The 24,279-nt window shown below is 73.8% G+C and carries 22 protein-coding genes; 6 read left to right on the top strand and 16 right to left on the bottom strand.

The window, feature by feature from the left end; translation table 11 throughout:
* Positions 1 to 154: 154 nt before the first annotated feature.
* Positions 155 to 1,822: a UDP-N-acetylmuramoyl-L-alanyl-D-glutamate--2,6-diaminopimelate ligase gene (locus tag ACSTA4_RS08665; protein WP_444963087.1), complete on the bottom strand. Its 1,668-nt coding sequence runs from the start codon at positions 1,820 to 1,822 to the stop codon at positions 155 to 157.
* 306 nt (positions 1,823 to 2,128) lie between these two features.
* Between ACSTA4_RS08665 and mmuM the strand changes: the two genes are divergently transcribed.
* Positions 2,129 to 3,040 (top strand): homocysteine S-methyltransferase, encoded by a 912-nt coding sequence (gene mmuM, locus ACSTA4_RS08660; RefSeq protein ID WP_444963086.1) that lies wholly within the window; start codon positions 2,129 to 2,131, stop codon positions 3,038 to 3,040.
* Between the two features lie 24 nt (positions 3,041 to 3,064).
* On the opposite strand, the gene ACSTA4_RS08655 is transcribed toward mmuM, so the two are convergent.
* From ACSTA4_RS08655 to mraZ, 4 genes are all read right to left on the bottom strand, one after another.
* Positions 3,065 to 5,017, bottom strand: coding sequence for a peptidoglycan D,D-transpeptidase FtsI family protein (locus tag ACSTA4_RS08655; RefSeq protein ID WP_444963085.1), 1,953 nt, complete (start codon positions 5,015 to 5,017; stop codon positions 3,065 to 3,067).
* On the bottom strand, positions 5,014 to 5,496 hold the full coding sequence (locus ACSTA4_RS08650; RefSeq protein WP_444963084.1) for a hypothetical protein: 483 nt from the start codon (positions 5,494 to 5,496) through the stop codon (positions 5,014 to 5,016). The genes ACSTA4_RS08655 and ACSTA4_RS08650 overlap by 4 nt, the downstream gene beginning before the upstream one ends.
* Positions 5,497 to 5,506: 10 nt before the next feature.
* On the bottom strand, positions 5,507 to 6,580 hold the full coding sequence (rsmH, locus tag ACSTA4_RS08645) for a 16S rRNA (cytosine(1402)-N(4))-methyltransferase RsmH (RefSeq protein WP_444963083.1): 1,074 nt from the start codon (positions 6,578 to 6,580) through the stop codon (positions 5,507 to 5,509).
* Positions 6,581 to 6,858: 278 nt separating this feature from the next.
* Positions 6,859 to 7,290: a division/cell wall cluster transcriptional repressor MraZ gene (gene mraZ, locus ACSTA4_RS08640; RefSeq protein WP_444963082.1), complete on the bottom strand. Its 432-nt coding sequence runs from the start codon at positions 7,288 to 7,290 to the stop codon at positions 6,859 to 6,861.
* 537 nt (positions 7,291 to 7,827) lie between these two features.
* Here mraZ and ACSTA4_RS08635 point away from each other — a divergent pair.
* From ACSTA4_RS08635 to ACSTA4_RS08625, 3 genes are read left to right on the top strand one after another with little or no spacing between them, the layout of a single operon-like run.
* Complete coding sequence (locus tag ACSTA4_RS08635; RefSeq protein WP_444963081.1) at positions 7,828 to 8,820, top strand: AAA family ATPase; 993 nt, start codon at positions 7,828 to 7,830, stop codon at positions 8,818 to 8,820.
* A gap of 59 nt (positions 8,821 to 8,879) precedes the next feature.
* Positions 8,880 to 10,121, top strand: coding sequence for a DUF58 domain-containing protein (locus ACSTA4_RS08630; protein ID WP_444963080.1), 1,242 nt, complete (start codon positions 8,880 to 8,882; stop codon positions 10,119 to 10,121).
* 8 nt (positions 10,122 to 10,129) lie between these two features.
* A complete protein-coding gene (locus ACSTA4_RS08625; protein ID WP_444964127.1) occupies positions 10,130 to 12,532 on the top strand; it encodes a transglutaminase family protein in 2,403 nt (800 codons plus the stop codon).
* Between the two features lie 461 nt (positions 12,533 to 12,993).
* Here ACSTA4_RS08625 and ACSTA4_RS08620 read toward each other — a convergent pair whose 3' ends face one another.
* The 11 genes from ACSTA4_RS08620 to ACSTA4_RS08570 all read right to left on the bottom strand — a co-directional run bounded on the left by ACSTA4_RS08620 (position 12,994) and on the right by ACSTA4_RS08570 (position 22,808).
* The gene (locus ACSTA4_RS08620; protein ID WP_212640832.1) at positions 12,994 to 13,404 is read right to left on the bottom strand and encodes a DUF3040 domain-containing protein; all 411 of its coding nucleotides are present in this window, start codon (positions 13,402 to 13,404) and stop codon (positions 12,994 to 12,996) included.
* Between the two features lie 244 nt (positions 13,405 to 13,648).
* Positions 13,649 to 14,902 carry a DNA polymerase IV gene (gene dinB, locus ACSTA4_RS08615; RefSeq protein ID WP_444964126.1) on the bottom strand — a complete coding sequence of 418 codons (1,254 nt, stop codon included), beginning with the start codon at positions 14,900 to 14,902 and terminating at the stop codon, positions 13,649 to 13,651.
* Between the two features lie 82 nt (positions 14,903 to 14,984).
* Positions 14,985 to 15,773 carry a methyltransferase domain-containing protein gene (locus ACSTA4_RS08610; protein ID WP_248774175.1) on the bottom strand — a complete coding sequence of 263 codons (789 nt, stop codon included), beginning with the start codon at positions 15,771 to 15,773 and terminating at the stop codon, positions 14,985 to 14,987.
* A gap of 60 nt (positions 15,774 to 15,833) precedes the next feature.
* Positions 15,834 to 16,247 carry a transcription antitermination factor NusB gene (nusB, locus tag ACSTA4_RS08605; RefSeq protein ID WP_047868770.1) on the bottom strand — a complete coding sequence of 138 codons (414 nt, stop codon included), beginning with the start codon at positions 16,245 to 16,247 and terminating at the stop codon, positions 15,834 to 15,836.
* The gene (efp, locus tag ACSTA4_RS08600; RefSeq protein ID WP_248774174.1) at positions 16,247 to 16,810 is read right to left on the bottom strand and encodes an elongation factor P; all 564 of its coding nucleotides are present in this window, start codon (positions 16,808 to 16,810) and stop codon (positions 16,247 to 16,249) included. Before efp ends, nusB begins: the two co-directional genes overlap by 1 nt.
* A gap of 137 nt (positions 16,811 to 16,947) precedes the next feature.
* Positions 16,948 to 18,048 carry a 3-dehydroquinate synthase gene (gene aroB, locus ACSTA4_RS08595; protein WP_444963079.1) on the bottom strand — a complete coding sequence of 367 codons (1,101 nt, stop codon included), beginning with the start codon at positions 18,046 to 18,048 and terminating at the stop codon, positions 16,948 to 16,950.
* The gene (locus ACSTA4_RS08590) at positions 18,045 to 18,557 is read right to left on the bottom strand and encodes a shikimate kinase (RefSeq protein WP_212644538.1); all 513 of its coding nucleotides are present in this window, start codon (positions 18,555 to 18,557) and stop codon (positions 18,045 to 18,047) included. Before ACSTA4_RS08590 ends, aroB begins: the two co-directional genes overlap by 4 nt.
* A gap of 503 nt (positions 18,558 to 19,060) precedes the next feature.
* Complete coding sequence (gene aroC / locus ACSTA4_RS08585; protein ID WP_013151927.1) at positions 19,061 to 20,242, bottom strand: chorismate synthase; 1,182 nt, start codon at positions 20,240 to 20,242, stop codon at positions 19,061 to 19,063.
* 44 nt (positions 20,243 to 20,286) lie between these two features.
* Entirely contained in the window at positions 20,287 to 21,261 is a 975-nt protein-coding gene (locus ACSTA4_RS08580; protein WP_444963078.1) for a prepilin peptidase, read from the bottom strand.
* Between the two features lie 177 nt (positions 21,262 to 21,438).
* Complete coding sequence (locus ACSTA4_RS08575; protein ID WP_444963077.1) at positions 21,439 to 22,179, bottom strand: SseB family protein; 741 nt, start codon at positions 22,177 to 22,179, stop codon at positions 21,439 to 21,441.
* Between the two features lie 155 nt (positions 22,180 to 22,334).
* The gene (locus tag ACSTA4_RS08570; RefSeq protein WP_444963076.1) at positions 22,335 to 22,808 is read right to left on the bottom strand and encodes a MarR family winged helix-turn-helix transcriptional regulator; all 474 of its coding nucleotides are present in this window, start codon (positions 22,806 to 22,808) and stop codon (positions 22,335 to 22,337) included.
* 203 nt (positions 22,809 to 23,011) lie between these two features.
* On the opposite strand from ACSTA4_RS08570, the gene ACSTA4_RS08565 reads away from it, so the two are divergent.
* Both ACSTA4_RS08565 and ACSTA4_RS08560 read left to right on the top strand, forming a co-directional pair.
* On the top strand, positions 23,012 to 23,554 hold the full coding sequence (locus ACSTA4_RS08565; protein WP_212640841.1) for a YceI family protein: 543 nt from the start codon (positions 23,012 to 23,014) through the stop codon (positions 23,552 to 23,554).
* A gap of 197 nt (positions 23,555 to 23,751) precedes the next feature.
* Positions 23,752 to 24,063: a DUF2470 domain-containing protein gene (locus ACSTA4_RS08560; protein WP_274976900.1), complete on the top strand. Its 312-nt coding sequence runs from the start codon at positions 23,752 to 23,754 to the stop codon at positions 24,061 to 24,063.
* The last annotated feature ends 216 nt before the right edge of the window (positions 24,064 to 24,279 follow it).

Below are 24,279 nucleotides of genomic sequence, written 5' to 3'. Positions count from 1 at the left end.
GGGCCCCCACTGGCGGCAATATGCGCCACTTCGTGACCGTCGGCCCGCACCTGCCCGGAAGCTCTCGCGGGCCCTCCGGGGCGGACGCGCGGGGGCGCGGGCCGTGCCCGCGCCCCCTCGTCCAGACGGTTCGCACTCCGGGAGTGTCGGGGTGTCAGCCCTGGTCAGGCACCCGGTGGATGTCCTGGAGGGCGACGCCCAGCCGCTCGCGGGCGCTCATGCCGAGGTGGTCCTCGATGGCCGCGCGCAGCACCTCGCGGTCGTCGAAGGGCAGCACCTCGCCCTTGACGTACTGGCCGGTCTCGTGCCCCTTCCCGGCGACAACCACCACATCGCCCGGGCGGGCGCGCTCGACGGCCAGGCGGATGGCCTCGGCCCGGTCGAACTCCACCGTGACCCGGGCGCGGTGCTCCTCGGGGACCTTGGCGACCCCTTCGAGCATCGACGCGGCGATGCTCACGGGGTCCTCGGTGCGCGGGTTGTCGTTGGTGATGACCAGCTGGTCGGCCAGGCGCGCGGCGGCCTCGCCCATGAGCGGGCGTTTGGCGCGGTCGCGGTCGCCCCCGCAGCCGACCACCATGGTCAGCCCGCCCTCGGTGGTGGCGCGCAGGGAGGCCAGGACCGCCTCGATGGCGCCGGGCTTGTGCGAGTAGTCCACGAGCGCGGTGAAGTCCTGGAAGGCGTGGGGCACGGCGTTGGCCACGACCGGCTCCATGCGCCCGGGCACGCCCGGGGCGGCGGCCACACCGGCGATCGCGGTCTCCAGCGGCAGCCCGGCCTCGACCAGTCCGACGATGGCGGCCATCGCGTTGGAGACGTTGAAGGGGCCGGGCAGGGCGACGGAGGCGTTGGCCTCCATGCCGCCGGGGCCCACGATGCGAAAGGCGCTCCCCATGGCGCCCAGACGCACGTCCACGGCCCGCCAGTCGGCCTCCATGGCGGTGGCGGGGTCGGCGTCGCTGTAGCCGTCCACGGCGAAGGTGGTGACGGGGACGCGGCCGTCGGCCTCCACCATGTCCACGAGCGCGCGGCCGAAGCGGTCGTCGGCGTTGACCACCGCGATGTCGCAGTACTCGGGGGTGAACAGGCGGGCCTTGGCGTCGAAGTAGTCGCGCAGGTCGGAGTGGAAGTCCAGGTGGTCCTGGGACAGGTTGGTGAAGACCGCGACGTCGTAGCGGGTGCCGCCGACCCGGCTCAGGGCCAGGGCGTGGCTGGAGACCTCCATGGCGGCGGCGGAGACGCCGCGTTCGCGCATGAGGGCGAACAGGCCGTGCAGGTCGGTGGCCTCGGGTGTGGTGAGGGAGGAGACGACGCGCTCGTCGCCCACACGCATCTCCACGGTGCCGACGAGGCCGGTGCGCATTCCGGCGTGGCGCAGACCCGACTCGACCAGGTACGTGACGGTGGTCTTGCCGCTGGTGCCGGTGGTGCCGATCAGCAGCAGGTCCTGCGCCGGGTCCTTGAAGACCCACGAGGCCGCCGTGCCCAGCGCGGCGCGCACGTCGGGGACCACGATGACGGGCAGCCCGGTGGCGGCGGCCCGCTCGGCCCCGTCCCCGTCGGTGAGGACGGCGGCGGCGCCCGCCTCGGCCGCCTGCTCGGCGAAGTCGGCGCCGTGCGCGCGGGTTCCGGGCAGGGCGGCATAGAGGTCTCCGGGCCCCACCTTGCGGGAGTCGTGGGTGATGCCGCGGACGTGCACCTCCCTGTCCGGCACCTCGGGGGGTCGGTCCGCGCCCAGGTCCGGGCGCAGGAGGGAGGCGTCCGGCCCGAGCAGCGCTGCGAGGGCGGACAGTGGACGAAGTGGCGTGTGTTCAGGTCGCATTACCGGTGGCACGTGTGGAGGTTAACCGCTGTCGACGACCGGCCGGTAATTTCCACGCTGCGTTCGCCGAGGTTTCCCGAACCGGGCGTTTCGCCCAGGTTACGCGGGTTCGCCGTACGCGTCGATGACCGTCCGGTGTCCCTCCCGGACGGGGGCGCGCCCTCCGCGGGCGGGCCCGCGAACCCGCGGCCGCGGGCGGGAGCGGCCGTGCCCCGACGGGTCGGCCGGACGGGGCGGCGGGCCGGGAGCCCCGTCCGGGTCTAGGCTGGAGGCGTCCTCGAATCCGCCCGAACGCGGAGGTGGCGCATGACCGGAACCCTCCCGTCGCGGCGCCCGCTGGTCCTCGACGGCGGGCTGGCGACACGCCTGGAGGCCTACGGACGCGACCTGCGCGGCGGGCTCTGGTCGGCGCGGCTGCTAGCCGAGGAGCCCGACCTCGTCCGCCGGGTGCACCGGGACTACTTCGAGGCGGGCGCGGACGTGGCCGTCGCCGCCGGGTACCAGGCGAGCGTTCCGGCGCTGACCGCGCGGGGCGCCACCGAGTCCGAGGCCCTGGCCCTGATCGCCCGTTCGGTGGAGCTGGCGCGGGCCGAGCGCGACGCGTTCGGCTCCGGCCTGGTGGCCGCCGGGGTGGGCCCCTACGGCGCGGCCCGGGCGGACGGTTCGGAGTACACCGGCGACTACGACCTGGACGAGGAGGGCCTGTACGCCTGGCACCGGGAGCGCTGGCGGGTGCTCGCCGACGCCGGGGCGGACCTGCTCGCCTGCGAGACGGTGCCCTCGGCGGCCGAGGCCCGGGCGCTGGCACGGCTGCTCGCCCAGACCCCCGGCGCCCGCGCGTGGATCAGCTTCTCCTGCCGCGACGGCGAGCGCATCAGCGACGGCACGCCCCTGCGCGAGGCGGCCGCCGGACTCGCCCCGCTGCACGCCGACGGGCGGCTGGTGGCGGTGGGCGTCAACTGCACCGCGCCCCGGCACGTCCCCGCGCTGGTGCGCGCGGTCGCCGCGTGCGGTCTGCCGGCGGTGGCCTACCCCAACTCGGGGGAGGAGTGGGACGCGGCGCGGGGGCGGTGGACCGGCACGGCCGACCCCGAGGAGTTCGGCCGCGCCGCCGTGGGCTGGTACGAGGCCGGAGCGGTGCTCGTGGGCGGGTGCTGCCGCACCGGCCCCGAGCACGTGCGCTCCGTGCGCGCCCACCTGGACCACGCCGCGGCCTGACGCGGGCGTCCCCGGTGTACCCGCCTAACCGGCGCCCTGGTCCTCCGACAGCCGGATGGCGGGCGGCTCGGTCCCCGACGGCGGGACCTTCAGCGTCTTGAGCGCGAAGGACATGACGTCGTTGAACACCGGCCCCGCGGCCTCGCCGCCGTAGTAGTCCTGCTGCGGGTCGTGCAGCACCACCTGGACCACGACCTCGGGGTCGTCGGCGGGCGCGAACCCGGAGAAGGTGGACGTGTACCCGCCGCCGTCGTAGCCGCCCGTCTCGGGGTCGAGCCGGTTGGCGGTACCGGTCTTGCCCGCGACCCGGTACCCGTCGATGCGGGCCTGGGGCGCGGTGCCCTCGTCGCTGGTGACCGCCTCCAGCATCAGCGCGAGCTGGTCCGCGGTCTCCTCGCTGAACACGCGCCGCTGGTCGGGCTCCTCGGACGGGGTGAACTCCCCCTGGGCGTTCACCGTCCCGGCGACCACGCGGGGCTCCACCCTCACCCCGCCGTTGGCGACGGTGGCGTACACCGACGCCATCTGCGCGGCGGTCACCGACAGGCCGTGGCCGATGGAGACCGACGGCAGCTGGGTGCCCCACCAGTCCTCCGGGTCCTTGAGGACGCCCGCCTGCTCACCGGGCAGCTGGAGCCCGGTCGGCTGGCCGAGCCCGAAGTCCTCCAGGTAGGAGTGCAGGACGCCCCTCCCCACCTGGTCGGCGATCTCGATGGTGCCCACGTTGCTGGACTGGGCCATGATGCCGTTGGTGGTCAGGCGCAGGGTCTCGTGGGGGCTGGAGTCCTTGAACGTCACGTCCAGGTACCGCATGCTGTCGGGCACGGTGTAGACCGTCTCCGGGGTGGTGACGCCCTCCTCCAGCGCGGCGCCGATGGTGACGACCTTGTTGGTGCTGCCCGGCTCGAAGATCGTGGCCACCGCGCCGTTGGACCACTGTTCGGGGGAGCTGGAGGAGATGTCGCTCTGGGAGTAGGTCGGGTAGTCGGCCATGGCGAGGATCTCACCGGTGCCGACCCGCTCCACGATGACGCTGCCGCCCTGGGCGTCCAGCTCCTCCACGCGCTCGGCGAGGGTCTGGGCGGCGTACCACTGGATGTCCTGGTTCAGGGTCAGGCGCACGTCCTGGCCCGGCTCGGGTTCGCTGACCAGGCCGCCCGCCATGGGGATCTGGGTGCCGTCGGCGCCCACCTCGACGCGGCGCTTGCCCGCCTCACCGGCCAGGGTGTCGTTGAGGTAGCCCTCCAGCCCCTCCAGGCCGTGGCCCTCGGCGCCGACGAAGCCGACGAGGTCGGCGGCGCCGGTCTCCTCGGGGTAGACGCGCTCGTAGGAGACCTGCGAGCCCAGACCGGACAGGTTGAGGTCGGCCAACTCCTCCCACTCCGCGGGCAGGACCCCGCGGGCGACCACCTCGTAGCGGCTGGGCGCGGCGTCCACCTTCTGGGCGACCTCTTCCTCCTCCAGGCCGAAGCGGGTGACGAGCTCCTCGACGAGCTGGTCGCGATCCTCCTCGGCGACCGTCTCGGGGTCGACGAAGACGGTGCGCACCTCCAGCGACAGCGCGAAGGGGTTGCCGTCGGCGTCGGTGATCTGGCCGCGCAGGGTGGGGATGTCGATGGTCTGGAGGCGCGTGTTGGAGGCCGCCTCGGCGTAGTGCTCGGCCTCCACGACCTGGATCTGCACCAGGCGTCCGGCGAAGAGCAGCAGGACGGCCATGATCAGGGCGCCGCCGATCTTGATGCGGCCCGGCGGCTCGCCCCTGCGGAAGGTACGGCGCAGCAGGGGCGGGAGCGGGGGCGGGGAGCCGCCGCCGCGCGCCTCCCGCGCCGGACGCCCCGAGGTGCGCGCCGAGGGTCGGGCGCCGCCGTCGGGGCGGCGCGGCTCGCGCTGGGGCCTCCTGTTGGGCCGGGACCCCGAGCGGTTGGCCGCTCCGGGCCTGCGGGGGTCCCGGGGACGCCGGTCTCTGGGAGTGCTCACTCACCGCTCCCGGTGGCGCCGCTGATCTCACCGGTCTCGGGGTCGAGGAAGAGCGGGGGCTCCCCGCCCTGCTCCATGCCCATGGCCTCGGCCTCGTCGGAGATGCGCTCGGAGCTCTCCAGCTCGGCGACCGTGCTGCGCCGCTGCTGCTCCTCGTAGGACAGCTCCCGGTTCTCCTCCTTGAGGTTGGCGATCGCGAAGGCCTCCTCGGCCACGACGCTGCGCAGGACGAGCAGGCTGACGAGCGTGGCCCCCAGCAGGAACAGGATGAGCAGGACGAAGGGGATGCGCGGCGCCCGGCCCTGCGCGCCGCCACCGGACCGGGCGCGCTTGGCCGGCGCGGGCGCGGCCGCGGGCTGGGTCGCGGGCTTGCGCGCGGGCTTGGGCCGCGCGGGGGCGGTCTTCCCGGCGGGAACCTTCCCGGCGGGGGCCTTGTCACCGCGTACGGGCGTGCGGCGCGTGTCCGTCCTCGTGCTCATCTGGGTCTCCCTACTGCCGCGGCGGTCGCACGCGTTCGGCCGCCCGGAGGCGTGCCGACTGCGCGCGTGGGTTGCGTTCGTTCTCTTCGTCCGTGGGGAGTTCGGCCCCCCGGGTGAGCAGCCGGAGTTCGGGCTGCCGTTCGGGAAGGGGGACCGGCAGATCGGCGGGCGTGGTGTCGGTGGCCAGCGCGGCCAGGGCCCTCTTGGTCATCCGGTCCTCCAGCGAGTGGTAGGACAGCACGGCCACGCGGCCGCCGACCGCCAGGCGCTCGATCGCGGCGGGCAGGGCGCGTTCGAGGATGGACAGCTCGGCGTTGACCTCGATGCGCAGGCCCTGGAAGGCGCGCTTGGCGGGGTGGCCGCCGGTGCGGCGGGTGGCCGCCGGGATGGCCTCGCGCACCAGTTCGGCCAGCGCGCGGGTGGAATCGATGGGTGCCTGGGCGCGCTGCCGCTCGATGGCCCTGGCCACGCGGGAGGCGAAGCGCTCCTCGCCGTAGGTGCGCAGCACGCGGGTGAGCTCGGCCACCGGGTAGGTGTTGACGACCTCGGCGGCGGTCAGCGACTGGTCGCGGTCCATGCGCATGTCCAGCGGCGCGTCGTGGGCGTAGGCGAAGCCGCGGTCGGTCTCGTCCAGCTGCGGTGAGGAGACGCCGAGGTCGAGCAGGACGGCGTCGGCCTCGGCGGCGCCCGCCTCGTCCAGGGCGCGCGGGATGTCGGAGTAGACCGCGTGCACGAAGCGGGTGCGGTCGGCGTAGGGCGCCAGGCGTGCGGCGCTGCGCTCCAGGGCGGTGGTGTCGCGGTCCACGCCGACCAGGCGCATGCCGGGGCAGGCGCGCAGGAGCGCCTCGGAGTGGCCGCCGAGGCCCAGGGTTCCGTCGACCAGGACGGCGCCGGGCCGTTCCAGGGCCGGAGCGAGCAGTTCCACGATCCGGTCGAGCATGACGGGCACGTGCAGGGGGTCGGCTCCGGAGCGGGCCGCGTCGAGGCGCGTCCGCTCCCCGGCGGTGTGCTCCCCCTCGGCGGGCGCGCCGCCCGCGCCCGGGCGGGCGCCCCCGGTCCCGCCGTCCTGCCCGATATCCCCCATGTGCTGCTGTTCCTCCACGCTGTCGCCGTCTCCCCCCGAGTCGCCGTGGTAGCGCCGCGGTCGGTGCGCTCCACGGTGTCCTTGGCACGGCCCGGCGGGTTCCGGCGGGCCTCCGGACACGGCCGCTATTGTCCACCTTCCGGTGGCTTCGCGCTCACGACCTGGCACCGGGGAAGTCGCGCCAGCTCGTGGAGACCGCGCCCGGAGGCCGTTGCCGGACTCCGGCTTGCGAGGGTGTGGACTGTGTGCTGGTCGGCCCGGCGGTGTTTCCGCCGGGGTCACAGCACCCCGGGCAGCACCTCCTCCGACAGTTGCGCGAAGGCGGGTTCCTGTTCGGCCTCGTAGTCCGACCACGCCCGGGAGTCCCAGATCTCCAGGCGGGTGTTGGCGCCGATCACGACGCACTCCCGGTCCAGGCCCGCGTAGTCGCGGAGCTTGGCCGGGATGGTGACCCTGCCCTGTTTGTCGCAGTTCTCGTCCGAGGCGCTGGCGAAGAGGACCCGGCTGTAGTCGCGCACCGCCTTGGCGGTGACCGGGGTGGTGGCGAGCGCGCCGGTGATGCGCCGGAACTCCTCCGTCGGGAAGACGTAGAGGCAGCGTTCCTGGCCCTTGGTGATCACCAGACCCCCCGACAGCTCGTCGCGGTACTTCGCGGGGAGGAAGAGCCGCCCCTTCTGGTCGAGCCGGGGCGTGTGGGTGCCGAGGAACACACTTCCACCTCCCTCACCCTCGAAGTGGAGAATTCACCCTCTCCACGTTGCCCCACCTTACTCCACTCTTCCCCACCGTCAACAGATCTTTCCGGCTTTTGCGACCTCCGGGAGTCGTGAAAACGCAGGTCACAGCGTTGGGCGCGGTGGTGGGGGAAGGTGGAGGGCGCGGGGTGTGTCGCGGGGGCGCGGCCCTTCGGGGCCGCGGCGACCTGCGGCGACGCCGCGCGCGTGCCCGCGTGCGCGTGCGCGGAGGGACAGGGCGGGTGCACGGCGTTGCAGCCCGGCGTGTCGGACCGGCGCAGCGGGGTCCGGGCCGGTCGGGGCCGGGGTCCTCCCTCCCTCCGCGCCCTCCCTCCCCGCACCGGTGCCACCGCCGAGGAAACAGGAGGGCGATCGGAGCCCTTTGACCTCTTTGACCATTCCTGGAACCAATCGGCCGCTGATTCCGGCACTTTGGTTTGCAATCGGTTCGAATGGGCTTAGCCTCGGTTCCGAACAGCGACACGCGGAGCCACAGGGAGCGGGAGGGGTCTGGTGTCACTCGGTACACACCACGGCGGTCGCGGGGGCGACGTCCAGGGGGACGTCGGTGAGATCGTCGCCGTGGCCGACCGCGTCCGCACCGCGATCGAGACGGTCATCGAGGGCAAGCCGGAGGTGCTGCGCCTGGCGCTGACGGTCCTGCTCGCCGAGGGCCACCTGCTCATCGAGGACGTCCCCGGCGTCGGCAAGACCATGCTGGCCAAGGCCCTGGGCCGGGCCGTGGACTGCTCCGTGCAGCGCGTGCAGTTCACGCCGGACCTGCTGCCCAGCGACATCACCGGCGTCAGCGTCTACCACCAGGACCGGCGCGAGTTCGAGTTCAACCCCGGCCCGGTGTTCGCCAACATCGTGGTGGGCGACGAGATCAACCGCGCCTCGCCCAAGACCCAGGCCGCCCTGCTGGAGTGCATGGCCGAGCGCCAGGTGAGCGTGGACGGCCAGACCCGCGCCCTGGAGCGGCCGTTCATGGTGGTGGCCACCCAGAACCCGGGCGACATGGAGGGCACCTACGCCCTCCCCGAGGCCCAGCGCGACCGGTTCATGGCCCGCGTCTCGGTCGGCTACCCCGCCCCCCAGGCAGAACTCGACATGATCGACTCGCACAGCTCCAGCTCTCCGCTGGACGACCTGACGCCGGTCACCAGCGCCGCCCAGGTCCGCGACCTGGCCGACCGGGTGCGCACGGTGCACGTGGCCCCGGGCATGCGCCGCTACGTCGTGGACCTGGTCAACGCGACCCGCACCAGCCCCGAACTGCGCCTGGGCGCCTCACCGCGGGCCACCCTGCACCTGGTGCAGGCCGCCCGCGCCTACGCCGCCCTGGACGGACGCCACTACGTCGTTCCCGACGACGTGCAGGCCCTGGCCGTGCCGGTGCTCGCGCACCGGCTGCTGCCCGGCCCCGAGGCGCAGATGGAGCGCCTGACCCCCGAGCAGATCGTGGCCAAGCTGGTCGCGCGCCTGCCCGTGCCCGGCCCGCAGTAGCCCCGGCGCCCGCGGCCCTCCGCACCGCCCCGTACGCACCCGCCCCCGAGAGAGGGTCCATGCGCCCGCACCGAACCCTCACCGCACGAGGCGTCTGCATGCTCATCCTCGGCCTGACCGCCCTGGTGGCCGGCCTGGTCGTGGGACAGCGCGAGGTCGTGGGCCTGGGCGTGCTGCTCACCGTGCTCCCGCCGCTGTCGGCGCTGACCGTCCTGGGAGCCGCCTCCCGCGTCGTGCACAGCCGCACCCTGACCCCCGTGCGCATCCCGGCCGGACACAACGCCCGGGTGGAACTGCGGGTGGGCAACTCCTCGCGGACCTGGCCGGTGGCCGCGCTGTCGGTGCGCGACACGCTGCCCGTGCCGCTGGGCGGCGAACCCCGCTACACGGTGGGCTACCTGCGTCCGCGCGCCGTGCGCGACGTCGCCTACCTGGTCCGCCCGGCCGTACGCGGGGACTACCCGGTGGGCCCGCTGTGGGTCGGCGTGACCGACCCGCTGGGGTGCGTGCGGGTCAGCCGCGACGTGGGCGGACCCTCGCGCCTGCTCGTGACCCCCGTGACCGTCCCGCTGCCCGCGCTGGGCGCCGCGGACGGCTCCAAGGGCGAGGACTCGCCGCGGCGTTCGATGAGCGGCGCCGGGGAGCAGGACCCCGTCCCCCGCGAGTACCGGTACGGCGACGACCTGCGCAAGGTGCACTGGCGGTCCACCGCCAAGCACGGCGAGCTGATGGTGCGCCGGGACGAGCAGCACTCGCGGGAGAGCAGCGCGGTCCTGCTGGACACGCGGCGCGGGGCGCACGGACACCCGGGTCCCGCCGGGTCCCTGGAGACCGCCGTGAGCGCCGCCGCCTCGGTGGCGGTGCACCTGATCGACGGCGGCCACGAACTGCGACTGCACACCGAGCGGGGCCGGGTCGGGACCACGAGCGCGTCGGGCGTGCTGGACGGTCTGGCCGTCGCCGAGCCCTCCGACACCCCCGGGCTGCTCGGCGGGATCGGCATGCTGGCCGAATCCCGCGGGACGACCGGCCTGGTCGTGGCGGTGCTGGGCGCGGTGGACCCCGAGGAGGCCGCCGCCCTGGCCCGCACGGGCGGCCGCGGCACGCGCGTCGCCGTGCTGTGCGCGCACGCCGCCTGGCCCGGCCCCGACACCCTGCGCGGGGTCCACGACGTGCTGGCCGGGGCCGGATGGCGCGTCCTCGTCCTGGGCTCCACCGCCGAACTGCCCGACCTGTGGCGCCGCGCCTGCGCGTCCGCTCCCGCCGCCGGGCCGCACACCCCTCGGAAGGTTGCGCGTTGAGAGCACTGATGCCCCTGGCCACCCTGGTCTGCCTGCTGACGGCGCTGCCGCTGCTGGGCGGCCTCGTACGGGGTGAGGCCTGGTGGGTTCCGGCCCTCGTGATGACGGCGGCGGTGGGCGGCGTGTCCGCGCTGTACCGCCTCAGCGGCTGGAGCTCCTTCCCGGTGCCGTTCCTCCAGGTGCTGGCGGCGGCGCTGCTGATGACGCCGCTGTTCGCCGGACACGTCGCGCCCCTGGGGCTGCTGCCCTCCGGTGACGTGGCGGCGCACCTGCTGCGGGTGTTCGACGAGGGCCTGGAGACGATCGACACCAGCACGCCCCCGGTCTCCTCCACCGCCGGGGTCATGCTGATCATCGCGCTGGTGTTCGTGCTGTTCGCGATCGTCGCGGACCTCCTCGCGGTGACCGCGCGCTGCCCCGGGATGGTCGGCGCCCTGGTGGCCGTGCTGATGGCGGTCCCGCTGATCGTGGACGGCGCCGGGCTGGGCTGGCTGCCCGCGACCAGCGGCGCCGTCGGCTTCCTGCTGCTGCTCGCGGTGGACGTGTGGGTGCGCGGCCGCGAGTGGGGCGTGCGCGTCCCCGACGGCCACGACTCCTCGGCCCGCGTGCTGAGCGCGGTGGGCAGGGCGACGACGGTGGCGCTGGCCTCGGCCGCCGCGGTGCTGCTGGCGCTGACGGTGCCGCTCGCGGTGCCGTCGCTGCGCACCGACGTGCTCCACACGATGGCCGACGGCACCTACATCGGCACCGGCGGAGACCGCATCACCACCACGCACCCGCTGGTCTCGCTGCGGCGCGAGCTGGCCTCCTCCTCAGACCGCACGGTGCTGACCTACCGGACCGACGCCGAACGGCCCGACTACCTGCGCACGTACGTGCTGGACGAGTTCGACGGCGCGAACTGGACGATGACGCCGGTCAGCGTCTCGGGCGACACCGTCGTCGACGGGGAGCTGCCGCTGCCCACCGGGTGGGGCTCGGAGCCCTCCGGCGACGCGGTGACCACGCGGATCTCGATGGACTCGGACGCGCCCGGGATCGACTTCCTGCCGCTGCCGTACTGGGTGCGGACCGTGGACGTGCCCGGCGAGTGGTACGCCGACCCGGCGAGCCACGTGGTGTTCACGACCGAGAGCGCGCCCACGGGACTGAACTTCACCGTGGAGACCCTGAGCCGGGAGCCCTCCGCCGAGGAGCTGGCCGACAGCGGCGGCCCGCGGTCGCTGCCGGGCGACTTCCGCGACCTGCCCGGCGGCCTGGACCCGCGGGTGCGGGAGCTGGCCGAGGACCTGACCGAGGACGCGCAGAGCCCCTACGAGCGCGCGGTGGCGCTCCAGGACCACTTCGCGGGCGGCGCGTTCACCTACGACCTGTCCCCGCCCGCGGTGCCCGACGGAGCCGACCCGCTCGCCTACTTCCTGTTCGAGGACCGGGTGGGCTACTGCGAGCAGTTCGCCGGGGCGATGGCGGTCATGGCCCGGCAGGTGGACATCCCGGCGCGGGTGGCGGTGGGATACACCGCGGGCGAGCAGCAGGGCGACGGCCGCTGGGCGGTGTCCGTGGGCGACGCCCACGCCTGGCCGGAGCTGTACTTCGAGGGCGCGGGCTGGGTGCGGTTCGAGCCGACCCCCTCCTCCGCCGGGGGGCAGGGCTCGGCGTCGGTGCCCGACTACTCCCGGGGCGGGCAGGCGGGCGTCGACAACCCGGACGGGGTCGCGGCGGAGCCGCTGGAGCCCTCGCCCGAGGAGCCGGACGCCCCGCGGGACGAGGCCACCGAGGAGGCCGAGGAGCCCAGCGAGGCCCCCGAGGAGGAGCCCGGGGACGAGCCCTCCTCGTCGGTGGCCGCCCCGGGCGACGACGCGCGGGACGGCCCGGACCTGTCGTGGCTGCCCGTGGCGGGCGCCGTCGCGGGTGCGCTGCTGCTGCTGGCCCTGCCCGCGCTGGTGCGCGCCCTGACGCGCTGGTCCCGGACGGCTTCGCTGACCGGCGGCGCGGGAACGGCGGGCGCGCACACCGCGTGGCGGGAGCTGCGGGACACCTGCCTTGACCTGGGCGGCACGTGGTCGCTGGCGGAGAGCCCGCGCGCCACGGCCGAACGCCTGGCCGGTTCCGGTCCCGTGCCCCGACCCGACGCGGCCCCGGTGGGGCTGATGTCGGGGGCGGCCCCGGGTCCGGTGTCGCCGGAGGCCGCGGCGGCGCTGCGGCGGCTGGCCCTGGCCGAGGAGGAGGCGCGCTACGCGCCCTCGCCCGGGGCCCCGGAAGGGTTGCGCGAGGACCTGCGGACGGCCCTGGCGGGGCTGACCGGGGTGGTCGGCGCGGCGGCGCGCGTCCGCGCGGTGCTGCTGCCCCGGTCGCTGGCCCCGTGGCACCGTCCGCGCCGCGCGGTAGACCCCGAGCCCGTGACGTCCTAGGGAGTGTTCCGCGGAGGCTTTCGGATCAGCGAGCGGCCGTCCGGGCAATCTCTCGCAAGACGGTTCGCGCAGGTCAGCCTGGTTGGCTTCTCAAGCGAAACCGGCGCAGCGAGAGGCAGCCCGGTGCTCGCGGAAGTACCGGAGCCGAAGGCTCTCCGTTGAGGGTGGTGGAGGGCGACGGGCGGGACCGAAATGATCCAAGGAACACGACCTAGCGGTGGCGGCCGGGGCCCGCGCACGCGAGCCCGGTTCCCGGCTCGCCCCGTGGCGTGCGCGGGCCCCGCGTGCGGGATGTTCGCCCGCCCCCCGCGCACGGGAGCCCGCCCGGAAAACGTGGTGGGCCCCGCACCACTGTGCGGGGCCCACCACGGGGAACTGCGTGTCCGGCGCGGATCCCTTCCGGGATCCCCGACCGGCGGAGCACGGCCGAGCACGACCGCCGAGGGTGTGGGACCGGGGTCCTACTCCTCACCCTCCTGGCGACGGCGCCAGCGCTCCTCGAAACGGTTCATCATGCCGGGACGGCTGCCGCCCCGGCGCTTCTGCTTGGGCTCGGCCGCCACGGCGCCCTGGTCGGCGCCGCCGCTCCCGGAGGCCTTGCGCCAGGCGTTGGCGCCCCACAGGAAGCACAGCAGCATGACGAGGAAACCGAGGACGCTGATGGCGACCTGGGCGACTGTGGACTGGAGCATCAACCCCGTCATCAGCAGCACGATACCGACGACGAAACCGAGTCCGGCCTTGATGATCCAGCGCTTGTAATGGACCGCGGGGTTCGTTTGCCGAACGGTGTTCGCGAACTTCGGGTCCTCGGCATACAGCGCCCGCTCGATCTGGTCGAGCATGCGCTGCTCGTGTTCAGAGAGCGGCACGGCGCCTCCCTACGGCAGTCCCCGGTTGGGGTGACGGGTACTGAAGAACAGTCTCTTGGTCAGTGGTATGCCCAGAATACGATGAGCTAGCGCCCGGTGGAAAGAAAAGCTGCGTGCGTACCTGACCACCAGGGGCCACGATACCCTCGCCCTGTATCGGAAACACCGGCTTCCATGCCTCTCTTCTTACCCTCATTCCGGTCCTACCCTGGGGAACGCTCCGAGGGCCCCGGAAGTTGCCGCATCATACGTCGTTTTCGTCACGCTTGGCCAACACGGCCGACTGTATCGCGCCCGGCCCGAAACGTGCCGTTACGCGATCCATAACCCGTTCAACATCCCTCCAACCCGATTCCTCCTCTCCCAGTGCCAACTGGCGGTGCACCTGTTCCACCGGCACGACCCCCTCCACCCTCACCCCCACCAGGCGCAGCGGCACCCCCCTCAATCCGGAGGCGGTGTACAGCTCGCGGGCGACGGCGCTGATCTCGCGGGCCACGTCGGTGCCCTCGGCCAGGGTCCGCGACCGGGTGATGGTGGAGAAGTCGCCGCGGCGCAGCTTCACGCTCACCGTGCGCCCCGCCTGCCCCGACGCCCTCAGGCGGCGCCCGACCTTCTCGGCCAGCCTCAGCAGCTCGCGGTCCACCACCCCGGGGTCGGCCACGTCCTCGTCGAAGGTCTCCTCCGAGCCGATGCTCTTGTCCGGGGACTCGGGCACGACCGGGCTGGTGTCCACCCCCCGCGACAGCTCGGCCAGGCGGGTCCCGGCCTTGTCGCCCAGCTCCATGCGCAGCAGGTCCGGCTCGTAGCGGGCCAGCTGGCCGACCGTGCGCACGCCCAGCCGGGCCAGGGTCTGCTCGGTCCGGTCCCCCACCCCGGGCAGCGCCCCGACCGGCAGCGGGTCCAGGAAGCCGCGCACGTGGGCGGTGGGCACCAGGAGCAGGCCGTCGGGCTTGCAGTGCGTGGAGCCGAGCTTGGCGGTGAAGCGGGTGGCGGCCACGCCCACGGAGCAGGTCAGGCGCTGTTCCCGGCGCACCCGCTCGCGGATCATCGCGGCGATGCGCACCGGTCCGCCCAGGCGGCGGCGCGCGCCGGACACGTCCAGGAAGGCCTCATCCAGGGAGAGCGGCTGCACCAGCGGCGTCACCGAGCGCAGGATGTCCATGACGGCCTCCGACGCCTGGCGGTAGGCGGGGCCGTCGGGCGGGAAGACCAGGGCGTCCGGGCACAGGCGCAGGGCCCGCGCCATGGGCATGGCCGAGTGGACGCCGTGCGCGCGGGCGAGGTAGTCGGCGGAGGAGACCACACTGCGCGGGCCGGTGCCGCCCACGATGACCGGGCGTCCGCGCGCCTCGGGGTGGCGCAGCTGTTCGACGCTCGCGAAGAAGGCGTCCATGTCCAGGTGCAGGATATGGCAGTCGTCGTCCGGTCCGGAGCCGTCCGCGGGGAAGTCCGCGTCCAGCGCCGCGATGCCCTCCGGGGAGACCATGCCCCGCATCGCGGCGCCGCGTTCCAGTTGGCGTCGGCTCATACAGCCAGGTTATGCCGTGCCGGGGACGCCCCGGCCCCGGCACCGGGGTTCAGGCGCGGTGCGCGACGACGTGCAGCTGGGTGGCGATGCCGATCAGCTCGGGGTGCTCGGCTGCGGCCCTCTCCAGCTCCACCAGGTGCTGCCCGGCGTGGGCGTCGCCCTCCCAGGCGTGCCCGGGCACGAGGTCGGCGAACGCGCGGACGCCGCGGACGCTCTCCCCGGACAGTCCGGCCCGACCGATCAGCTCCAGGACCTGCTGGCGGGTGAAGCGGCGCGGCATCGGGTCGCCCTCGCCCCAGCGTCCGTCGGGGTCGCCGAGCAGGTGGTGGGCCTCGGTGATGTGTCCGGCCAGCGCGCGGTGCAGGGCTCCGGCGACCGCGTTGGTGACCAGCAGGCTCACCGCGCCGCCCTCGCGGGTGATGCCGACCACGTCGTGCAGCGCCGCGGCCGGGTCGTCCACGTACTCCAGCACGTTGTGCACCAGGACGAGGTCGGCGCTGGCCGGCGCGAACAGGGCGGCCAGGTCGCGGGTCTCCCCCTGGACCCCGCGCACGGACACCCCCCGCTCCGCGGCGCGGCGCTCCAGGGCCGCGAGCGAGTCGGGGCTGGGCTCGACCACGGTCACCCGGTGGCCGAGTTCGGCCAGGGGGACGGCGGCGCCGCCGGTGCCCCCGCCCGCGTCGACGATCTCCAGGGGCCCGTCCCCGAGCCGGTCCAGCAGTCCGACGAGGGCGTCCCACACGACCGCGGTCCGGGCCGCGTTGGCGGCCCGCCCCGGGCCGGTCGCCCCGCTCGCGCCGAGGCCGCCGCCCGCGGCCACGCTGGTCCTGTCAGTCACCTGCGTTCCCTCAATCCACGTTGCCGCGACGGTCCCCCGCGCGCCGGTGCCGGTCGCGCCCTAGAGCGAGAGCGTCGGCTTGTTCTCCATCAGCCTGGACAGGAGTCCGCTGACGAAGTTGGGGGACTCGTCGGTGGACAGCTCCTTGGCCACGCCGACCGCCTCGGCGATCGCCACACCGTCCGGGATGTCGTCGGCCCACAGCAGTTCGTAGGCGCCCATCCGCAGGATGTTGCGGTCCACGACCGGCATGCGCTCCAGGGTCCAGCCGATGGCGTAGGTGTCCAGGAGCTCGTCGATGCGCTCACGCCGCTCGTCGACCGAGCGGGCCAGGCTCTCGGTGAAGTCGTTGATCGGCGGTTCGGGCTGGGCCCGCCGGCGCCGGATGACGTCCTCCACCGAGGTGGCGCGCACCTCGGCCTCGTAGAGGACCTCGACCGCGCGCCGCCGTGCCTTGCGCCGTGCTCCGCTCATCAGTTGACTCGCCCGAGGTAGTCACCCGTGCGGGTGTCGACCTTGACGCGCTCGCCTTGGCTGATGAACAGGGGCACCTGGATGGTGGCGCCGGTCTGGACGGTGGCGGGCTTGGTGCCGCCGGTGGAGCGGTCGCCCTGCACGCCCGGGTCGGTCTGGGTGATCTCCAGCTCGACGGCGGGGGGCAGCTCGATGTAGAGGGGGTTGCCCTCGTTGGTGGCCACGGTGGCCTTGGTGTTCTCCAGCAGGAAGTCCTTGCCGTCGCCGACGACGGCCTCCGGGACCGGGATCTGGTCGTAGGTGCTGGTGTCCATGAAGATGAAGGCCTCGCCGTCGTGGTAGAGGTACTCCATCTCGCGGCGGTCGACGTTGGCGAACTCGACCTTGGACCCGGCGTTGAAGGTCTTGTCGACGATCTTGCCCGTGAGGACGTTCTTCAGCTTGGTACGGACGAACGCGCCGCCCTTGCCCGGCTTGACGTGCTGGAACTCCAGGACGTTCCAGAGGACGCCGCCGTCGAGCCGCAGGGTCGTGCCGTTCTTGATGTCGTTCGTCGTGGCCACTTCGGTCGTCTCTCCAAGGGGTTTGACACGTCGGGGACCGGCCCCCTCGGGGGCCCGGTCTGTGTTCGGTGGGGCCGGGCACGGGCACCTCGGGAAGCTTCCCGGGCACGCCGGTGCGCACGTCGCCTGTGTGCAGTCTAGTGGCTTCGCGGAACCTGGGTGCCGCCCGTGACCGCGCGGTACGCCTCGTCCAGCAGTTCGGGCGCGGGGCCGCTGAGGATGGTGGGCCGCGCCAGACCGTCCAGGACGACGAAGCGCAGGGTGGCTCCGCGGGCCTTCTTGTCCACGCTCATGGCGGCGCGCAGTTCGGGCCAGGCCTCGGGGGCGTAGGAGACGGGCAGGCCGACCGAGGAGAGCAGCGAGCGGTGGCGCTGGACCAGGTCGTCGCCCACGCGGCCGTCCAGGCGGGCGAGTTCGGCGGCGTAGACCATGCCGATGGAGACCGCGTAGCCGTGCCGGAAGGTGTAGTTCTCGGCGCGCTCGATGGCGTGGCCCAGGGTGTGGCCGTAGTTGAGGATCTCGCGGCGGCCGCTCTCGCGCAGGTCGCCGGAGACGACGTCGGCCTTGACCCGGATGGCGCGCTCGATGAGCTCTCGGGTGTGCCTGCCCTCGGGTTCGGCCGCGCCCTCGGGGTCGTCCTCGACCAGGTCGCAGATGACGGGGTCGTCGATGAACCCGGCCTTGACGATCTCGGCGAGGCCGCCGATGTAGTCGGCCCGGGGCAGGCTCGGCAGGGTGGCGAGGTCGCACAGGACCCCGGCCGGGGGGTGGAAGGAGCCGACGAGGTTCTTGCCCTCGGGGGTGTTGATGCCGGTCTTGCCACCGACGGCGGCGTCGACCATGCCGAGCAGGGTGGTGGGCACCAGGACCGAGCGCACGCCGCGCAGCCAGGTGGCGGCGACGAACCCGGCCAGGTCGGTGGCGGCTCCCCCGCCCACGCCGACGACGGCGTCGCTGCGGGTGAAGCCCCGCTGCCCGAGCCGGGACCACAGGTCGGCGGCGACGGCGGCGGTCTTGGCGGCCTCGCCGTCCGGGACGGGCATGGAGTGCGCCCGGTAACCGGCGGCCTCCAGCGCGCCGACCACGGGACGGGCGATCCCGTCCAGGCTCCGGGGGTGGATGACGGCCACCTGGGCGGCGTCGCCGACCAGGGAGGGGAGTTCGGAGAGGACCCCGCTGCCGACCACCACGTCGTAGCGGCCGGCGGAGTCGCCCACACCGATCCGGGTCACGGTCACTGCTGAGCCTTTCCGGAGTCCTGTCCGGCCAGCGAGGGCAGGATGGCGTCGACGATCTCTTCGGGGTGGTAGCCGGTCGTCTCGACGGTGACGCTGGCCAGGCGCTCGTAGACGGGCAGGCGCTCGTTGAGCAGTTGGCGCAGCCGGGTGCGGGGGTTGCCCGCGAGCAGGGGACGGGCCACGTCCATGCCCACGCGCTTGGCGGCCTCGCCGAACTCCACCTGGAGGTAGACCACGTGGTGCTCGGCCAGGTCGCGCTGGGTGTCCTCGTCCAGGACCGCGCCGCCGCCGACGGCGATCACGCCCTCCCAGGCGCGCAGCCCTTCGGCGACGACCTCGCGCTCCAGGGCGCGGAAGCGCTCCTCGCCGTCCTCGACGAAGATGTCGCCGATGGGCTTGCCCGCGCGCTTCTCGACCTCGGTGTCGGTGCACAACAGGTCGGCGCCCAGGCGCCCGGCCAGGGCCTCGCCGACGGTGGACTTGCCCGACCCGGGCGAACCGATGAGCACCGCGATCGCTTTTGCCACGCTCTTCCCATCTGGAGAATCCGGGGCACCGCGCACTGAGAAGTGCTGCCCCGGCCTTGGTCTTGCCGTCCCCCCACCTTAGCTTCGCCGGGGGGACGCGAACCCTCGCCGGGGGGGGACGCGAACCGCCCCCGCGCGTGCGGGGAGAGCACGGCCACGACGCCGTACCACTCCAGCGGACCGACGCCCTCATGCTCCAGGGGAAATCGGTCCCCGAGAGCGGTGGGAGAGGCCGTCCACAGGCCGGGCCGCGGCACTGGTGGGGACGTTCGATCCGCCCCTATGCTCGGATTCGGGGGCGACTTCGCCGCCCATGAGTGCGACGAGCGCCCCCGAATCCAGTGTGGCCCTTCCCTTCGCGCCCCGCCAGCCCCGAGGACGCGCCTGTGGACAACCGTTGCGGCAGGGGGCGCCGGGGCGGTTCCCAGTCCGCTTCCGTCCCGTTCGTGAACGGGACGGAAGCGCGCCGAGGCCGGGATCGAAGGTCAGCGGATGGTCAGCGCGTCCAGGTAACCCCTGAGGTTGCGCGCGGTCTCGGCGACCGAGTCGCCGCCGAACTTCTCGACGGCGGCCTCGGCGAGCACCAGGGCGACCATCGCCTCGGCGACCACACCGGCGGCCGGGACGGCGGTGACGTCGCTGCGCTGGTGGTTGGCCTGCGCGGGCTCGCCGGTCTCGATGTCGATGGTGTCCAGCGCCCGGGGCACCGTCGCGATGGGCTTCATGGCCGCGCGCACGCGCAGCGGGTCGCCGGTGGTCATACCGCCCTCGACGCCTCCGGCGCGGTTGGTGCGGCGGCGCACGCCGTCCGGACCGGGTTCGATCTCGTCGTGGGCGGCCGAACCGCGGCGGGCGGCGGTGCGGAAGCCGTCGCCGACCTCCACGCCCTTGATCGCCTGGATGCCCATGAGCGCACCGGCCAGGCGCGCGTCCAGGCGCCGGTCCCAGTGCACGTGGCTGCCCAGGCCGGGCGGCAGGCCGTAGGCCAGCACCTCGACCACTCCGCCGAGGGTGTCACCGGACTTCTTGGTGTCGTCGACCTCCTCGACCATGCGGGCGCTGGTCTGGGCGTCGAAGCAGCGCAGCGGGTCGGCGTCGATCGCGGCCAGGTCCTCCGGGCGCGGCTCCGGGGCGTCCTCGGGCACCGCCACGGGTCCCATGGACACCACGTGGCTCAGGATCTCCACGCCCAGGGCCTGGCGGCAGAACTGGCGCGCCACCTCGCCGATCGCGACGCGGGCGGCGGTCTCGCGGGCGCTGGCGCGCTCCAGGATCGGCCGGGACTCCCCGTGGCCGTACTTCTGCATGCCGACCAGGTCGGCGTGGCCGGGGCGGGGCCGGGTGAGCGGCGCGTTGCGCGCCACGCTCTCCAGCTCCTCGGCGGGCACCGGGTCGGGGGACATCACCTTCTCCCACTTGGGCCACTCGGTGTTCCCGACCTCGATCGCGACCGGACCCCCCTGGGTGCGGCCGTGACGGATGCCCCCGATGACGGAGACCTGGTCCTTCTCGAACTTCATCCGGGCGCCCCGTCCGTACCCGGCGCGACGGCGGAGCAGCGCGGCGGCGATGTCGTCCGAGGTGACGGACACACCGGCCGGGAGGCCCTCAAGAATCGCGACGAGTGCGGGTCCGTGGGACTCCCCCGCGGTCAGCCAACGCAACATGTGCACGATCCTTTCACGGATCGCCGTGCGGTGGCACCGCGGGTTCAGGGTTGTGGAAAGAGCGCTCCTCCCGCCAGGACGGTGGCCAGCGCGGCGGCGAGCATGAAGGGGCCGAGCGGGAAGGGGTCCCTGCGGGTGAGCCGCCGCAGCGCCATGAGCACGATCCCCACCAGGGAGAAGGCCGCGAAGGCCCAGAACACGGCGACCAGCGCGCCGAGGGTCCCCGCAGCCCACCCCGCGTACAGCGCGGTGAGCCCGGAGAGCTTGACGTCGCCGAAGCCCAGCCCCGCGCTGTGCACCCGCCACAGCAGCCAGTACAGCACCGTGACCAGGACCATGCTGACGAGCGCCCCGACGGCCCGGTCGGCGTCGGGTCCCTCGGGGGGCAGCAGGACGGCCAGCCCGATCAGGACCGCGGCGACGGGGTAGGCGGGGAAGACGACGGCGTCGGGCAGGCGCATGACCCGCAGGTCGATGACGGCCAGCGGCACGCCGACGGCGGTCAGCCAGAGCACGGCCAGCACGCCGAACGGGCACCAGTCGGGTTGGAGGGTGGCCCACAGGCCGACGCAGCCGAAGAGGGCGGCGGTCACGACGACGACCGCGGGGTGGGACCGGACGACCTGCTCGCAGTGGGGGCAGGCCCCCCGTCTTCGGAACGTCCGGGCCTCCACCGCCGGGAACCAGCGCAGGAAGCGCAGTTCGGCGCGGCAGTGGGGGCAGCGGGGCGGCGGCGGGCCCTCGTCGTCCTCCTCCGGCGGGAGCCGGTGCTCGCCGTGCACGTCCTCCCCGGTGTCGGGGACCGCGGTGGCGTCGTCGCGCGCGGGCTGGACGTGCCGGTCGGCGGAGGGCGTGAGCGAACCGCGGGAGGCGGGTGCGGGCGGCGGGCCGGCGGGGCCGAAGAGGTGGACGAGGCGGCCGTTGACCTGGCCCACCACCACTCCGAGCAGGGCGAGGAGGACGGCGACGGACGCCGTCCACAGGTGCGGGTGGAGGAGGAGTGTCGAGGGGGTGGGCATGATGGGAAGCTACCCTTCCGGGGCCCGCGGCGACACCGCCCGGTCCGGCCTGTGGATAACTCCCCGTCCGCGAACGCCGCGGCACCGCACGCCCGCACGGCGTAGGCACGGGGCCAAGGCGCGGAGCGGTCCGAAGCCGCGGGGCTCGCGGCCCGGCCGGAGGCGACCGGGACGGGGTCAGTCCCTGTCGGCGGTCCCGGGCCCGCTCGGGGGCGCGTCGCCGCGCTGGGCGCGCACGACGGCGCTCAGTTCGATGCCCCCGGGCAGCACGTGGCGCAGTTCGGCGGTGAGCCGCTCGGCCACGCGCCGCAGGACCTCGTCGTCGCGCTCGTCGAGTTCGAGGCGGATGCCGATCTCGCCGCGCTCGGAGGGGTGGATGCGGACGCGCTCGATGCCGAACTCGCCCTTGGTGACCTGGTAGATGAGTCCGAGGACCTGCGGGTCGTCCTTGGGCTCGGGGACGGCGCCGGTCTCGGCGATCATGCCGAGGAAGGGGCCCTGCACGGTGTAAGGCACGGGGCCGGCCACGTCGAGCACCAGCGCGTCCGCCTCCTCCTCCAGGGCCGCCTGGCAGGCGTCCCTGACGGTGAAGGGCACGGGGCGCGCGTCCGGGCGCCAGCGGCGGACCGCGTCCACGGAGGTGAAGGCGAGCATGCCGCGCCGCCCGTCCCTGCCGGTCATGATCGGGACGGCGACCTCGCTGTTCTTGTCCTTGGTGAGCCCGCCGACGCCCTCCTCGGTCTCGGTGGCCACGGCGACCACGGGGATGAGCACGCGGGTTCCGCTGAGCGCGGCCAGCACCTGACGGTCGCCCGTGGCGCCCGTCGCGTGTTCGCGCAGGCGTGCCTCGACCTCGGGATCGACGCTGCCGTCGTCGTCGCGGAAGTTCTGGGCGCCGATGATGGATGGTCTGCTCACGTGCACCGACTCTACCCGTGGGGCGCGGGGCCCGTGGCGGGCACGCCCGAAGCGGCGCGGGCCGGGCGACGCGCGCCCGGATCCGGGCCCGGTCCGTCTTCGGCGGATTCGGACACACGAAACGGTCGGGTCCGCGGGCGGGGCGGGCGCGGCCCTCACCCCCGCCGGGCGGCCCCGCCCTCCTCCAGCGCGCCGATGATCGAGCCGAGCTGGGCGACCTGCTCCTCGCTGAGGCGGTCGAAGATCAGCGAGCGCACGCGCTCGGCGTGGCCGGGCGCGGCCTGTTCCAGGAGGAGGGAGCCCTTCTCGCTGAGCACGGCCCACAGCCCGCGGCGGTCGTCGTCGCAGTGCTCCCGGTGCACGTAGCCGCCGCGTTCGAGCCGTGCGACCTGGTGGGAGAGCCTGCTCTTGGACACGATGACGCTGTCGGCCAGCACCCGCATGCGCATGCGCCGGCCCTCGGCCTCGGACAGGTGCACGAGGATGCCGTACTCGATGAGGGAGAGCCCGGTACGGGCGCGCAGGTCCTTCTCCAGCTCGTCGTAGACCCAGGCGTTCATCCTGAGGAAACCACGCCAGACGTGCTGTTCTCCGACGTCAAGCCACCCGGCGTTGTTCATGCGGCCCATCGTAGCGGCGTGTCCGAAACCCCCGCCCCGCCACACCGTCGGACCCCGCGTCGGCCCGTGGTGGACTGTGGTGGGGGAACGCCTTGCACGAGGGCCTCGCATTGCCTAAACTCCTCTTCCGAGGAAGATTCTTCTAAGAAGCCTTGTTACACCTCAGCGAATGGGCCCGGCCCCCGGGTCCGCCGACCCGTCAGGGAGACACCATGGCAGCGCAGGAACTCCAGTCCGGAACCTGGAAGATCGACACCGCCCACAGCGTCGTCGGCTTCTCCGTACGACACATGATGGTCAGCAAGGTCCGCGGGCGCTTCGAGAAGTTCGACGCCACGCTGACGGTGCCCGAGGACCCCACCCAGGCGTCCGTCGAGGCCACCATCGACGCCAGCTCGATCAACACCGACAACGGCGACCGCGACAACCACATCCGCTCCGCCGACTTCTTCAACGTCGAGGAGCACCCGGAGTTCACCTTCCGCTCCACCGGCGCAGTCGCCAAGGGCGAGGACTTCGTCCTGCAGGGCGAGCTGACCATCAAGGGCAACACCCGCCCCGTCGAGATCGCGCTGGAGTTCAACGGCTCCACCATCGACCCCTACGGTCTCAACCGCGCCGGCTTCACCGCCTCCACGCAGATCAGCCGCAAGGAGTTCGGCGTGGACATCGAGATGCCGATGGACGGCGGCGGCGTGGTCGTCGGCGACAAGATCACCATCGACATCGACGCCGAGTTCACCCGCCAGGCCTGAGCACGTCCGTGACGGCCGGGCGGGCTCCGGGCCGCATGGGACAGGGGAACACGCGGGGCGGGACGGTCTCCCGGAAGTTTTGACGACACACCGTCATCACCTTCGGGGCCGCTCGGATATCGTCAGCGGGGGGAGGGCGCACAGCCCTCCCCCCGCTCGTGTCACGCGTGCGCGCCACCCGCCGACCAGGAGGTCCCGTGTCCCCGTCCAACCCCTTCTCCCCCGAGGTCGTCTCCGCCGTCACCGCCCACATGAACGGCGACCACCCCGAGGACACCCTGCTCATCTGCCGCGCGCTGGGCGGCCGGCCCGAGGCCACCGCCGCGCGCATGACGGGCCTGGACGGCGACGGCGGCGACTACGCGGTCACCGTGGACGGAACCGAGCACGCCGTGCGCGTGCCGTGGGCGCGGCCCCTCACCGAGCGCGCCCAGATCCGCGCCGAGGTCGTGCGCATGTACCAGGAGGCCTGCGACAGGCTCGGCGTGACCCCGCGCGGGCAGCACTGAGGCGCACGGGGCGTACAGGACGCGGACACGTGTGAGGGCAGCACGCGGTGGCCGGGAGGGATGGCCCCCTGTATCCAGGAAAGCCCACGGGCACCCGTTCCCGCCAGCCCCGGCCCGCGCCTGTGGACGACCTCCGGGGAACGTGCCGGACGAAGCTCGACCGCCTCCCTCCGTCCCACTCCCGGTTTCGGTGGAACTTCACGGAGCCGTGAGGAG

This window comes from Nocardiopsis sp. M1B1, assembly GCF_052466615.1.
The sequence above is the reverse complement of the archived record's forward strand: the minus strand, read 5'-3'. Positions and strand labels throughout refer to the sequence as shown.